At 74.9% G+C, this 13,126-nt stretch carries 9 protein-coding genes; 7 read left to right on the forward strand and 2 right to left on the reverse strand.

Annotated features, from left to right (window positions below; all coding sequences use genetic code 11):
- The first annotated feature begins 458 nt into the window (after nucleotides 1-458).
- The gene (locus ACFVFR_RS05955; RefSeq protein ID WP_383698441.1) at nucleotides 459-1,598 is read left to right on the forward strand and encodes an ROK family protein; all 1,140 of its coding nucleotides are present in this window, start codon (nucleotides 459-461) and stop codon (nucleotides 1,596-1,598) included.
- Nucleotides 1,599-1,659: 61 nt separating this feature from the next.
- On the opposite strand, the gene ACFVFR_RS05960 is transcribed toward ACFVFR_RS05955, so the two are convergent.
- A complete protein-coding gene (locus ACFVFR_RS05960) occupies nucleotides 1,660-2,715 on the reverse strand; it encodes a TAXI family TRAP transporter solute-binding subunit (protein ID WP_383698442.1) in 1,056 nt (351 codons plus the stop codon).
- Between the two features lie 78 nt (nucleotides 2,716-2,793).
- Between ACFVFR_RS05960 and miaB the strand changes: the two genes are divergently transcribed.
- Nucleotides 2,794-4,284 carry a tRNA (N6-isopentenyl adenosine(37)-C2)-methylthiotransferase MiaB gene (gene miaB / locus ACFVFR_RS05965; protein ID WP_383698443.1) on the forward strand — a complete coding sequence of 497 codons (1,491 nt, stop codon included), beginning with the start codon at nucleotides 2,794-2,796 and terminating at the stop codon, nucleotides 4,282-4,284.
- Nucleotides 4,285-4,856: 572 nt separating this feature from the next.
- On the forward strand, nucleotides 4,857-5,723 hold the full coding sequence (locus tag ACFVFR_RS05970; protein WP_383698444.1) for a class III extradiol dioxygenase subunit B-like domain-containing protein: 867 nt from the start codon (nucleotides 4,857-4,859) through the stop codon (nucleotides 5,721-5,723).
- Nucleotides 5,724-6,156: 433 nt separating this feature from the next.
- Here the strand turns inward: ACFVFR_RS05970 and ACFVFR_RS05975 are convergent, their stop codons facing one another.
- On the reverse strand, nucleotides 6,157-6,399 hold the full coding sequence (locus ACFVFR_RS05975) for an antitoxin (RefSeq protein ID WP_383698445.1): 243 nt from the start codon (nucleotides 6,397-6,399) through the stop codon (nucleotides 6,157-6,159).
- Between the two features lie 489 nt (nucleotides 6,400-6,888).
- On the opposite strand from ACFVFR_RS05975, the gene miaA reads away from it, so the two are divergent.
- From miaA to ACFVFR_RS05995, 4 genes are all read left to right on the forward strand, one after another.
- A complete protein-coding gene (miaA, locus tag ACFVFR_RS05980) occupies nucleotides 6,889-7,839 on the forward strand; it encodes a tRNA (adenosine(37)-N6)-dimethylallyltransferase MiaA (protein ID WP_383698446.1) in 951 nt (316 codons plus the stop codon).
- 108 nt (nucleotides 7,840-7,947) lie between these two features.
- A complete protein-coding gene (locus ACFVFR_RS05985) occupies nucleotides 7,948-8,421 on the forward strand; it encodes a hypothetical protein (RefSeq protein WP_383698447.1) in 474 nt (157 codons plus the stop codon).
- Between the two features lie 295 nt (nucleotides 8,422-8,716).
- Nucleotides 8,717-9,652, forward strand: a complete 936-nt coding sequence (gene dapF / locus ACFVFR_RS05990) for a diaminopimelate epimerase (RefSeq protein ID WP_383698448.1) — start codon at nucleotides 8,717-8,719, stop codon at nucleotides 9,650-9,652.
- Nucleotides 9,653-9,933: 281 nt separating this feature from the next.
- Nucleotides 9,934-12,924, forward strand: a complete 2,991-nt coding sequence (locus tag ACFVFR_RS05995; RefSeq protein ID WP_383698449.1) for an HD domain-containing protein — start codon at nucleotides 9,934-9,936, stop codon at nucleotides 12,922-12,924.
- Nucleotides 12,925-13,126: the final 202 nt, after the last annotated feature.

Here is a 13,126-nt window from a genome sequence, read left to right on the forward strand (position 1 = left end):
CGGGGCGGCGCACGGGGGGTCGGGCGGGCACGTGCCACGGGGCGGCGCACGGGATACGGGGCCGGGTCGGCCGGTCGCGGGAGGTGATCGGCGCCGCCGCCATCCGCCGGTGCCACGGCGCGGCGCGTTGCCGAGGACCGGGTACGGCCCGTTGCCCAGGACCGGGCACGGCCCCGTTCGGCTGAACCCCCGTGGGGTCGGAACCGGTGCGGCGCGAGGTGCGCCGTATCCCCGTGGCGGCGTGACCCGTTCCGTAAGCGGTGCCCACCCCGTGCGAGCACCCGACCGACGGCCCCGGCGCGGGCCGGGATGCGGGAGCGCTCCGGCTCGCGACCACGATCGGGCGGGCCCGAGCCCGCCCGGGCCCGGACGCCCGGCCAGGCGCGGGCCCTGGCGTGGCGGGGCCCCTTCCGCCCGAGCGGCGGTGCCACAGCAGTCCGAACCGAGAGGTAGCCGACATGACCGCAGCCGACGCACGACCGGCCCCCGCCACCCCTGCACACGGGACGGCCGACCGCGCGAGAGGACCGGCGCCAGCCGCCGGCAGCGCCGCGCTGAGCGTGGCCGTCGACATCGGCGGGACCAAGATCGCGGGGGCGTTGGTGGACCGGCGGGGCACGCTGCACGCCACCGCGCGGCGCCCCACCACACGCGCCCCGTTTCCCGCGCGCGGCGCCGGGTGGACCGGCGGCCCCGACGCGGCTGCCGGGCCCCGCGACGCGGCGGCCGAGGCGGTCATGGCCGCCCTGGCCGAGGTGCTGGCCGAACTCGCCCAGGCCCCGCAGTGGTCCCGCGTCACCCGGTGCGCCATCGCCAGCGCCGGACCGGTGGACGCCTCGCGCGGCACCGTCAGCCCCGTCAACATCGCCGCCTGGCGTGACTTCCCGGTCCGCGCCCGTACGCAGAGCCTCCTCGCGCGACACGGGGCGCCGGTGCCCGTCGTGCTCGTCGGCGACGGCGTGGCGATGGCCGCCGCCGAGCACTGGTTGGGCGCGGCCAGCGGCTGCCGCAACGCCCTGTGCATGGTGGTCTCCACCGGCGTCGGCGGCGGCCTGATCCTCGACGGGCGGCTCCGCCCCGGACCTACCGGCAACGCCGGGCACATCGGTCACATCAGCGTCGCGCTGGAGGGCGCCCCGTGCGCCTGCGGTGCACGGGGCTGCGTCGAGGCGATGGCCTCGGGGCCGGCCATCGCCCGTCAGGCCGCCGCGCTGGGGTGGCGTCCGGTCGGCACGGACCACTCGGCGGCGGCGGTCGCCGCCGCCGCGCGCGGTGGCGACCCGGCGGCGCTGGCCGCCTTCGACCACGCGGGGCGAGCCCTGGCCGCGGCCGTCGCCGGCACCGCGACCCTGCTGGAAGTGGAGCGGGCGGTGATCGGCGGCGGGGTGGCCGCGTCCGGAGACGTGCTGTTCGCGCCGCTCCGTCGGCACCTGGGGACGTACGCGGCGTTGTCCTTCGTCCGCGAGGTGACGGTGGTGCCGGCGTCGCTCGGCACGGACGCGGGGCTCGTCGGGGCAGCCGCCGCCGCGTTCGAACTGCTGCCGGACCCCGCGCTGGACGATGTCGAGCCCGCCCGCACGCCGCCCCGTCGCTCCTGAGGTCGCTCCGTCCTCGCCCCCCGGTGCGCGAACTCGGCCACCGCGGCGGGATGCGACGGGGTCAGGGTTTGACCGACCGGTAGTAGTGCTTGGCGCCCTGGTGGAGGTCCAGGGGGTCGGTGTAGATCGCCGTCCGCAGGTCCACCCGTTGCGCCGCGTGCACGGTCTCACCGATCGCGTCGCGGCTGTTGATCACCGTCCGGGTCACGCCCTCCGTCAGCTTCTCGTCCGTGTCGCTGGTCGTCACCAGCAGGTTGGCCACCGCGATGGTCTTGACGGCCTGACCCTTCTGGATGCTGGCGTACGCGTCGGGCGGCATCACGGCGGCCCGGTAGTAGTGCTTGGCGCCGCCGAGCCTGTGCACCCGGTCCACCAGGTCGCCCAGCGGCACGAGCCGGATCGACATACGTTGGGCGAGGTCGACCACGGCGTTGGTGGGCAGGCCGCCGGACCAGAAGAACGCGTCGATCTTCTTCTCCCGCAACATCGTCGTCATCTGGCTGATCCCGACCGGCACCGGCGTCAGGTCCTTCGCCGGGTCGAGCCCCGCCGCCGTCAGCAGCCGACCCGCGATCAGGCTGACCCCGGAGCCGGGCTGCCCGATCGCGACGCGCCTGCCCGCCAGGTCCGCGGTACGACGGATCGTCGAGCCGGCCGGCACGACCAGTTGCATGTAGTCGTCGTACAACCGGGCGCACGCCCGGAGCCGGTGCGCGCCGGCGCCACCCTGGTCGCGATAGGTCGCCACGGCGTCGGCGGTGGCGATCGTGAAGGCGGCTTCCCCCTCCGCGACCCGGCGAATGTTCTGAAGCGACCCCTCACTGGGCTCCAGGCGGACGTTCAACCGCGGCAGGTCCTCCTTGAGGCGGTCCTTGAGGAGCTCGCCGTAGCGCGCGTACACGCCCGTGCGCACCCCCGTCGTGATGGTCACGTTCCCGCTCGGCGAGGACGTGTCCTCAAGCGGCAGCAGCCACCACAGCAGCAGCCCGAGTGCGAGGGTGACCGACACGGCCAGCCGCCACAGCCGCCGGGCCCGCCCGATGCCGGGGCCGCCCACGATGCCGGTGGCGCGGAGTACGGGGCCCGTTCCCGGCCGCTCCGTCAGGGTCTTGAGCATGGGCCGGATACTGCCAGCATTGGACGGTGGAAGGGAGGGGCGGGGGACGGAGCCGAACACGTACCCTGGTCAACTGAGATGAGTGCGAAGACATACGAGGTGCGCACCTACGGGTGCCAGATGAACGTCCACGACTCCGAGCGGCTGTCCGGGCTCCTGGAGGACGCCGGCTATGTGCGGGCGCCCGAAGGGCATGCCGAGGGCGACGCCGACATCGTCGTCTTCAACACCTGCGCGGTGCGGGAGAACGCCGACAACCGGCTCTACGGCAATCTCGGCCGCCTCGCCCCCATGAAGGCGAAGCGGCCGGGCATGCAGATCGCGGTCGGCGGCTGCCTGGCCCAGAAGGACCGCGACACGATCGTCACGAAGGCGCCGTGGGTCGACGTGGTCTTCGGCACGCACAACATCGGCAGTCTGCCGGTGCTCCTGGAGCGCGCGCGGGTCCAGGAGGAGGCGCAGGTCGAGATCGCCGAGTCGCTGGAGGCGTTCCCCTCGACGTTGCCCACGCGTCGCGAGTCCGCCTACGCGGCATGGGTCTCCATCTCGGTCGGCTGCAACAACACCTGCACCTTCTGCATCGTGCCCGCCCTGCGCGGCAAGGAGAAGGACCGCCGGCCCGGCGACATCCTCGCCGAGGTGGAGGCGCTGGTCGCCGAGGGCGTCACCGAGATCACGCTGCTCGGCCAGAACGTCAACGCGTACGGCTCGGACATCGGCGACCGTGAGGCGTTCAGCAAGCTGCTGCGCGCCTGCGGGGCGGTCGAGGGGCTGGAGCGCGTGCGTTTCACCTCGCCGCACCCGCGCGACTTCACGGACGACGTGATCGCCGCCATGGCCGAGACGCCGAACGTCATGCCACAGCTGCACATGCCGCTCCAGTCCGGCTCCGACACGGTGCTCAAGGCCATGCGCCGCTCCTACCGGCAGGAGCGCTTCCTGGGCATCATCGAGAAGGTGCGCGCCGTCATGCCCGACGCGGCGATCTCCACCGACATCATCGTCGGCTTCCCCGGCGAGACCGAGGCCGACTTCGAGCAGACGTTGCACGTCGTGCGGGAGGCGCGGTTCGCCCAGGCGTTCACCTTCCAGTACTCCAAGCGCCCGGGCACCCCGGCCGCCGAGATGGACGACCAGATCCCCAAGGCGGTCGTCCAGGACCGGTACGAGCGTCTGGTCGCCGTCCAGGAGGAGATCAGCTGGGCGGAGAACAAGCGCCAGGTCGGTCGCACCGTGGAGGTGCTGGTCGCCGAGGGCGAGGGGCGCAAGGACGACGCCACCCGCCGCCTCTCCGGCCGGGCCCCCGACAACCGTCTGGTGCACTTCACCCGCCCCGACGAGCCGGTCCGGCCCGGCGACGTGGTCACCGTGGACATCACGTACGCCGCGCCGCACCACCTCCTCGCCGAGGGCACCCCACGGGGCGTACGGCGCACCCGGGCGGGCGACGCGTGGGAGAAGCGCAACGCCGCGCCGGCGAACAAGCCCGCCGGCGTCATGCTCGGCCTGCCCACGGTGGGCGCCCCGGCCCCGCTGCCCGTGGAACCCGGCGGCTGCTCCGCCCGCTGAACCCCGCACGGACGACGCCGGGCCGGCCGTGACCGGCCACGGCGCGTCGGCGGTGCGCGCCGCCGGCCCCGTATCCGCGACCGTGCCGCTCCCCGCCGGGCGCGCGGCACGCGACGGCACACGCCCCCGCCGAGGCATCGTGCGCCAGGGCGGCGCGTCGAGCGGCGTGTGCACCGTGGCCCCGCCCACCCGAGCGGTCCACGCGGGGCACGGGTACCCCGACCGGCCTCCACGGGGCGCTCGGCCCTACGGGCACGGGGCCGCGCGACAGCGCAGGACAGCGGTGATACGCCGCGAACGGCTCGGCGAGCCCCTGTGGGCCGGAACCGACACGGACACGATCCAGGCACGCGCCGAGGCCGAGCGGGGGCGCGTGAAGCGGGGCCCGCGTCCGCTGGGCGCACCGGCACGGCGCTGCCGGCCGGAGAACCCGCCGAGCCCGCGCGTGCCGCACGCACGACGGCTGGCCGCCCCGCGTCGAGAGCTCCGGGAACGGGGGCGCCGGTCCCGCTTCCGCGTGTGCGGGCCCGTCCGGGACTCGTGGCACGGAGCCTGACGTTAGGCTGCCGATCATGCTTGTCGCTGCCGCCGTCTGCCCCTGCCCGCCCCTGCTCGTGCCCGAGGTCGCCGCTGGAGCCGCGCCGGAACTGGCGCCGTTGCGGGACGCCTGCTCGGACGCGGTCAGCGTGCTGGCCGCCGCCCGTTCCGACCGCCTCATCGTCCTGGGCCCGGCCGCCCCGACCACGGACGGCCCGTACGCGCACGACGCCGTCGGCTCGTTCCGTGGCTACGGCGTGGACGTCACGGTGCGACTCGACGGGCACCGCGCGGCGGACGACACCACGGGGCCCGCCGCTGGGGGCGTCGGGGCCGTTACGGCGCGCGCTGCGGAGCCCACCGAGGAACACGGGACACGGGGCGCGGCGCCGCGCACGGACCTGGACCCGGTGGAAGCGGCTCCCGGCCCGGAGCGCGGGGCCGGCCCGGTCACGGAGCGCGCGCTGCCGCTCTCGCTGACCGTCGCCGGCTGGCTGCTGGAGCGTGCCCGCTGGAGCGCCGCCCCCGTGGAGGGCTTCGGCCTCGCCGAGTCGCTGGCCGCCGACCGCTGCACCGCGCTGGGCCGCGAGCTGGCCGGCTCCGCCGACCGGGTGGCCTTCCTGATCTGTGGCGACGGCAGCGCACGCCGCACACTCAAGGCACCCGGCTACCTCGACGAGCGGGCCGCCGCGTGGGACGCGGAGGTGTCCCGCGCACTGGGCGCGGCCGACACCGGGGCGCTGTCGGCACTCGATCCGCACCTGGCCCAGGAGCTCCTCGCGGCGGGCCGCGCCCCGTGGCAGGTGCTCGCCGGCGCGGGAGACGGCGCGGGCCTACGGGGCGAGACGCTGTACGACGAGGCTCCGTACGGCGTCGGCTACTTCGTCACCACCTGGTCGTAGCCGGAGCAGGCTCCCCACCGACCACCCCGCCACCACGCCCCGACACGCAGTCCCCGAAGCCCACGAGCGCCTACGCCACCCGGCGCCACATCCTGGCTGACGGGGCACGGAGCGGCGATCCCGCGGGTACGGGGCAAGTCATCCTGTCGGGGGCACGGGGCACGGGGCACGGGGCACGGGGCACGGGGCACGGGGCACGGGGCACGGGGCACGGGGCACGGGGCACGGGGCACGGGGCGGGCGTTGTGCCGGAGCCACGGGACACGGGGCGGCGTTCGGTGCGGTGCTCCGTGCGGGGCACGGGGCGGGCGGCTCCGGGCGGCGGGCGGGCGTGGCTGGCCCGGCGGGCCCCGCGCGGGGCGGGCGCCGCGGCCCGCCAGGTACGACCACGGCCGCGGAGGCGTGCTCCGCGGCCGTGGTGGACGATCAGGCGTTACCGACCCTGTTGTGGCCCCTTGCCGTCGTCGTCCTTCTGCGCGAGCCGGTCGAGCGCGCCCTTGGCCTTGCCCGCCCCGTTCTCGATCTTGTCGCTGTACTTGCCCTTGGTCTTCTCGTCGACCGTCTTCGCGGCCTTGTCCAGGCCACGCTCGATCTTGTCGCCGTGCTGATTCGCGAGGTCTCCGGCCTTGCCCTTGAGCTGACCGGCCTTCGCCTTGAGATTGTCCAGCAGGCCCATGGGCCACCTTCCCTCGTCGGAGAACTACTGACGGGCGTCTTCCCCGGCTTCGCTGTCCGCAGCCTGCGCGGCGGACTGTTGCTTGGGAATCGTGGCGCCGCCGCCCGCCGCTCCGCCCTCGTCGGCGTCGTCAGCGGTGGAGGCAGCCGCCGCCGAGTCCACCGGTGGCGCGTCACGCTCCTCCGGAGCCGAGGATTCCGCGGCTGATTCCGCGGTCAGGCTACCGTCCTCGTCCGTCCGCTCCGCCGGCACCGGGGCCGCGTTAACCGAGCGCGAAGAACGGCGAAACCTTGAAAAAACACCCATAATCACTCCATAGATTAACCCGTGAGGCGGCGGCCCGGGCGGTACGGGGCGTCCTCTTGCCGCCACTGCCACGATTCGGCTGGCTCGGCGGTGTGCCGAACCCCGCAACGGGCAACGACCACCGCGACCCCCTGTCACGTCGCTCGTTCGAGGAGTAGCCCCCGGGTTTGCGAGACTGGCCCGGTGAACAGTGCAGTCCCCGCTCCGCGGGTCATCGCCGTCGTCGGCCCCACCGCGGCCGGCAAGTCCGATCTCGGGGTCGCCCTGGCCCGACACCTCGGCGGCGAGGTCGTCAACGCCGACTCCATGCAGCTCTACCGTGGTATGGACATCGGCACCGCCAAGCTGCCGGTGGCCGAGTGGCAGGGCGTCCCGCACCGCCTCCTGGACGTCTGGGACGTCACGGAGGCCGCCAGCGTCGCGGAGTACCAACGGCTGGCCCGTGCCGAGATCGACCGACTGCTCGCCGAGGGGCGCACGCCGGTGCTCGTGGGAGGCTCCGGGTTGTACGTACGGGGCGCGATCGACGCCCTGGAGTTCCCCGGCACTGACCCGGTCGTCCGCGCACGGCTGGAGGCGGAGCTGGTCGAGCGGGGCAGCGGGCCGTTGCACGCCAGGCTCGCCGAGGCCGATCCGCGCGCGGGCGCGGCCATCCTGCCCACCAACGGCCGCCGCATCGTCCGTGCCCTGGAGGTCATCGAGATCACCGGCCGCCCCTTCACCGCCAACCTGCCCGATGCCGACTCGGCCGGCGGCGCCGTCTACGACACGGTGCAGATCGGTGTGGACGTCGCCCGCCCGGAGCTGGACGAGCGGATCGCCCGGCGTGTGGACCGCATGTGGGAAGCCGGACTGGTGGACGAGGTGCGCGGCCTGGAGCGCGCGGGGTTGCGCGAGGGGCGCACCGCCTCCCGCGCCCTGGGCTATCAGCAGGTGCTCGCGCTGTTGGCGGGGGAGTGCGACGAAGCGGAGGCACGGGCCGAGACCGTGCGGGCCACGAAGCGCTTCGCGCGCCGCCAGGATTCGTGGTTCCGGCGGGACGCGCGTGTGCACTGGCTCAGTGGCGCCGCCGGCCGCGGCGGGGAACTCCGGGCGCACGCGCTGACGTTGGTCGAACGAGCGGTCACAGCCTGATCACGTGATGGCATCGGGACGCTCCGTGCGTCTTGGAGGCCGCCGCGATCGTGCCATCATCGAGCTTCGATCGTGCCGTGATGTCGAATGTGGGGAGGGCGTACGGCGATGGAGGCCAGCCCTCGCGACACAGCGGAGACGCCGCCACGCGACGAAGCGGAGCCCCTCACGACGGACGACTCCGAGGCGTTGACGCCGGACGGTCCGGACGCGCAGGGGGATGACTCCCCCCTGGAGAAGCCCGCCGAGTCCTTCCGCGACCTGCGTCCGCCCCGGCGGCTGAGGATCTGGCAGATCGCGCCCATCGTCGGGCTCGCCACTCTCGGTTCGTTGATGTTCGCCTTCCCCCTCGCCTTCGAGTTCGGCGACGGCGGTGCGGTGGTGTCCATGCTCGGCCTGTTGCTGAGTTGCTGCGCTGCCGGCTGGGGTCTGATGGCCGCCCGCCGCGTCGGCTACACGTGGCCCGGCCTGCCGCCCCGTGGTTCGGGCCGTAGGGCCGACTGGCGCTACGTCGTCGCCTACGTCGCCCTCGTCGCCCTTCTCGCGGCTCTGGCCATCTGGCGCGTCGCTCGCCTCCGCTGACCCCTCTCCGCCCCGCCCGAACCGCCGCGCACCCCCCGTCACGCGACCCCCCTCGCGCGTGCGCGTGCCCCACACGGCCCGCCACCCCGCTCCGTGCCCCGTGGCTCGCGCCCCGTGTCCGGCGCCGTGCGGGCCGTGATCGCCGCCCCGTGCGGTGGTCCTCCGCGCCCCGTGCCCCATGCCGTCCACACCGCCCGTACGGCCTTCGCCCGCAGCGACGGCGCCCCGCGCCTCGCCCCCCGTGTGGGCGGTCCTCGCGCCGTCGTGGGGGTCGGTGGCGCCGTAGGATCGAAGGATGAGCACCGCAGAGCGGGTTCCGTTCCTCAAGGGGCACGGCACCGAGAACGACTTCGTGATCGTCCCCGACCCGGACAACCGGCTCGACCTGTCGGCGGCGACGGTGGCGCGCGTCTGTGACCGGCGCGCGGGCGTCGGGGGCGACGGGCTGCTGCACGTGGTGCGCTCGGCCGCGCACCCCGAGGCCCGCGCGATGGCCGACGAGGCCGAGTGGTTCATGGACTACCGCAACGGTGACGGCAGCATCGCCGAGATGTGCGGCAACGGCGTACGGGTCTTCGCGCGCTACCTGCGGCACGCCGGGCTGGCCGACGAGGGCGATCTGGCCGTCGCGACCCGAGCGGGCGTGCGCCGGGTGCACATCGCCAAGGCCGCGCCCACCCCCGATGCGCGAGAGGGGGCGGACGCCGGTGGCGCCGTCACGGTCGGGATGGGCCGGTCACTGCTGCCGGACGGGGCGGAGGCACGGGTCACCGTCTCGGTCGGCGAGCGCGCCTGGCCGGCGCTGAACGTCAACATGGGCAACCCGCACGCCGTCGCCTTCGTCGACGACCTCGCCGACGCCGGCAGTCTGCTCGTCGCTCCGGACGTGACGCCCGCCACGGCCTACCCGGACGGCGTCAACGTCGAGTTCGTCGTGGACCGTGGCCCGCGCCACGTCGCCATGCGGGTGCACGAGCGGGGCGTGGGGGAGACCCGGTCCTGTGGCACCGGCGCCTGCGCCGTCATGGTCGCCGCCGCTCGTCGCGACGGCCTGGACCCCGCGGCGCTCGGACACCCCGTCACGTACACCGTCGACGTCCCCGGGGGGCGCCTGACGATCGCCGAGCTCCCGGACGGAAGCGTGGAGATGACGGGGCCCGCCGTGATCGTCGGGGAGGGCACCCTGGAACCGGCGTGGCTCCACGGGGCGCTGGCGAGCGGCACCGCGTAACGCGCGCCACGGGGCGCTGGCGCTGAGGCGACGGGGCCCGCGACGGCAAGGCGTCCCGCCGCGGGCAAACTCACTGCCTTCCCACAACTCCCTATAGGCGAAACATCGGCCCATTCCGCTCGCTCGAATGGGTGATCTGGTTCACGCTCGACGAGAGCGGTTCGGTGGCGCGTGATGGGCTCGGTAGCATCAAGCACCGGCACGGGCGCCCAACTCGGGGCCTGGGGGCCGATCGCCCCGGCAGTCGCTGCCACCGCCGGTCGATGCCGCCGGAGGTGCCCGTGAGCGCAGAGGCCACAAACCCAGCAGAACAGGGTTCGTTCGGCCGAAGGCGTGGCCGCCCGCTCATCGACCTACGTCATCTGCGCAGGTTCGGCCGCGCGGCCCTGCTCGGGCCGGCCCCACGTGGTCGGGTACCGGACGCGATCGAGCACGTGGCCAAGGTGCACCGGGCTCATCACCCCGGGGCGGACCTGGACGTACTGCGCCGGGCGTACGAGCTCGCCGAGTCCTCGCACCGCGGACAGATGCGCAAGAGCGGCGAGCCGTACATCACGCACCCGTTGGCCGTGACGCTCATCCTGGCCGAACTCGGCGCTGAGACCACGACGTTGACCGCCTCGCTGCTGCACGACACGGTCGAGGACACCGAGGTGACGCTCGCTCAGGTGCGGGAGCAGTTCGGTGAGGAGGTCCGCTATCTCGTCGACGGCGTCACGAAGTTGGAGAAGGTCGAGTACGGCGCGGCGGCCGAACCCGAAACGTTTCGCAAGATGCTCGTCGCCACCGGCAACGACGTACGGGTCATGTCGATCAAGCTCGCCGACCGGCTGCACAACATGCGCACCCTGGGCGTGATGCGCCCCGAGAAACAGGCCCGTATCGCGAGCGTCACCCGCGACGTGCTGATCCCCCTGGCCGAACGGCTCGGCGTGCAGGCCCTCAAGACCGAACTGGAGGACCTGGTCTTCGCGATCCTGCACCCCGACGAGTACGCCCGCACGCGCGACCTGGTGGCCGAACACGGCAGCCGCCCCGACCCCCTGGCCGCCACCGCGCGCGGCGTACGCGCGGTGCTGGCCGAGGCGGGCATCGCCGCCGACGTGCTCGTCCGCCCCCGTCACACCGTCTCGGTCTACCGCGTGCGTCGCAAGCGCGGCGAGCTGTCCGGGGCCGACCTGGGGCGGTTGCTGGTGCTCGTCGGGGAGGACGCCGACTGCTACGCCGTCCTCGGCGAGCTGCACACCTGTTTCACGCCGGTCATCTCGGAGTTCAAGGACTTCATCGCCGTACCGAAGTTCAACCTCTACCAGTCGCTGCACACCGCGGTCGCGGGCGCGGACGGCAAGGTGATCGAGGTGCTGATCCGGACCCAGCAGATGCACAAGGTCGCCGAGGCGGGGGTGGTCGCGCTCGGCAACCCGTACGCCGCCGTCGAGGGGCCGGACGGCGCGGGCGACACCGGGGCGGGTGGCGGCGGGGCGCCCGGCCGACCGGCGGAGAGCGTGGACGGGGAGCGGGCCGACCCGACGCGGCCGGGTTGGCTCTCCCGACTGCTGGACTGGCAGCGCGCGGCGGCGGACACGGACACCTTCTGGTCGTCCCTCCGTGACGACCTCGCCCAGGACCGCGAGATCACCGTCTTCGCCGCCGACGGCACCGCCCTCAGCGTTCCCGACGGGGCCAGCTGTGTGGATGCCGTGTACGCCCGGTACGGGGCGGTCGGACACTCCTGCGTGGGGGCCCGCGTCAACGGCCGCCTGGTCACGCTCAGCACCACGCTGCACGACGGGGACAGCGTGGAGTTCCTCATGGCGACCGGGCGTGACGCCGCCTCGTCCGGGCCCTCGCCGGAGTGGCTCACGCACGCGCGCACGCCCGCCGCGCGCATCGCGATCACGCACTGGCTCACGGCGCAGTCCCCGCCGGAGTCCGCCGCCGGCACCCCCGACACGTCGTACGACACGGCGCCCGAGCGGGGCGCACCGGACCCGGCGACCACGGAGCGCGGCGCGGCCGACGACACGGGGCACGAGGCACGGAGCGCGGGGCGCGGGAAACGGGGCGCCGCCCCCATCGAGCGGGGCGCGGGGCACGGGGCGGCGGACACGGAGCCCTCGTCACGAGGCGCCGCCGGGGCACGGGGCGCGGGGCGCGGGGCCGACGAGGCCATGGGCGTAGCCGACGCCGCGCGGCGCGACAGCCCGACAACCTCCGCGACCCCCGGGTTGTGTGACGTCCCCTCACCCGCCACCGCCCCGCACCCGTCGCGAGCCACCGACCCGGCCCCGGAACACGCGCAACACTCGGCCGCGACAGAGGCGAACCCCGGCGCCAGCGACGGCTCGCGGCCCTCGCCGCGCGCCGCCGCCCGGCGGCGACCGGCGGACTCCGGGGACGCGGCCGACACCGCCACCGCGCCCGGCCCGGTCGCCGCCCCGGAAGCGACGGCCACACCCGGCGGTGCCAGCGCCCCGGACACGACCGAGGTGGCCACATCGCGGCCCTCCGCCCCGCCCGGCGACCGGCTCGACGCCGCCGCGCGGCCAGCCCGCCCGTACGGCGCCGACGGGGCAGACCACGATGCGCCGACCGAGGCCGAGCCACGACCGCTCGCCACGGCGGCGCACCAGGTCGACGCGACAGGTGATGACGCCACGGCGCGGACCGGCCCCCCCGCCCGTCTCGCCGTGAGCCCCCCGCCCGCCCCGTCCGACGCCCGTGGCCCCGCCACCGGCCGCCCGTACCCGTCCACGGCCGGCCGTCGGAACCCCACCCCGCCCGCCGGTCCGCGTCGGGGTTCCGGCGTCGTCGTGGACCAGCCCGGCGCGACCGTGCGGCTGGCCGGGTGCTGTACGCCGGTGCCGCCGGACGAGGTGACCGGGTTCGCGGTGCGGGGCCGGGCGGTGACCGTGCACCGGATGTCGTGCCCGGCCGTGGCGCGCATGACCGAGGCCGGGCGGCAGCCTGTCGTGGTGCGCTGGCAGACCGACGCCGAGGAGGTGACGGCCGGCTACCGGGTGACCCTCTGCGCCGAGGCGTTCAGCCGGCCCCACCTGCTCGCCGATCTCACCGAGGTCATCGCCGCGCAGGGCGCGGAGGTCATCTCCGCCGCCGTGGAGCCCCCGCACGAGCAACGCGTCCGCCACACGTACACGCTGCGCCTGCCGGACGCCGGCCGACTGCCGCTCCTGATGCGCGCCATGCGCCAGGTACCGAGCGTGTACGACGTCGTCCGCGCGGGACACGAGCTCGCGGCAGCGGGCCTCTGACCGTCCCCCAAGCCGAGCGATCTTCGCCTCCTCACTACCAGTAACGTTTCGCCACTGTCGGCACCGTGGCGCGTAGCGGGTCGCCGCTGACGCGGTGCCGGGCGGGGCGCGAGCGGCGACCCGGCTGCCAGGGGCGGGTGGCCTCGCCCGACACTCCGGCCAGCGCCCCGTACCGCTTGGGCCGGTCCCGTACCGCTCGGGT

The sequence above is a fragment of the Streptomyces sp. NPDC057702 genome (assembly GCF_042799315.1).
Taxonomy (GTDB): domain Bacteria; phylum Actinomycetota; class Actinomycetes; order Streptomycetales; family Streptomycetaceae; genus Streptomyces.

Excerpts from the sequence above, each read along its gene's own strand:
- ACFVFR_RS05955 (WP_383698441.1), top strand. The coding sequence starts at position 459 with ATGACCGCAGCCGACGCACGACCGGCCCCCGCCACCCCTGCACACGGG.
- ACFVFR_RS05960 (WP_383698442.1), bottom strand. The coding sequence starts at position 2,715 with ATGCTCAAGACCCTGACGGAGCGGCCGGGAACGGGCCCCGTACTCCGC.
- miaB (WP_383698443.1), top strand. The coding sequence starts at position 2,794 with ATGAGTGCGAAGACATACGAGGTGCGCACCTACGGGTGCCAGATGAAC.
- ACFVFR_RS05970 (WP_383698444.1), top strand. The coding sequence starts at position 4,857 with ATGCTTGTCGCTGCCGCCGTCTGCCCCTGCCCGCCCCTGCTCGTGCCC.
- ACFVFR_RS05975 (WP_383698445.1), bottom strand. The coding sequence starts at position 6,399 with ATGGGCCTGCTGGACAATCTCAAGGCGAAGGCCGGTCAGCTCAAGGGC.
- ACFVFR_RS05985 (WP_383698447.1), top strand. The coding sequence starts at position 7,948 with ATGGAGGCCAGCCCTCGCGACACAGCGGAGACGCCGCCACGCGACGAA.
- dapF (WP_383698448.1), top strand. The coding sequence starts at position 8,717 with ATGAGCACCGCAGAGCGGGTTCCGTTCCTCAAGGGGCACGGCACCGAG.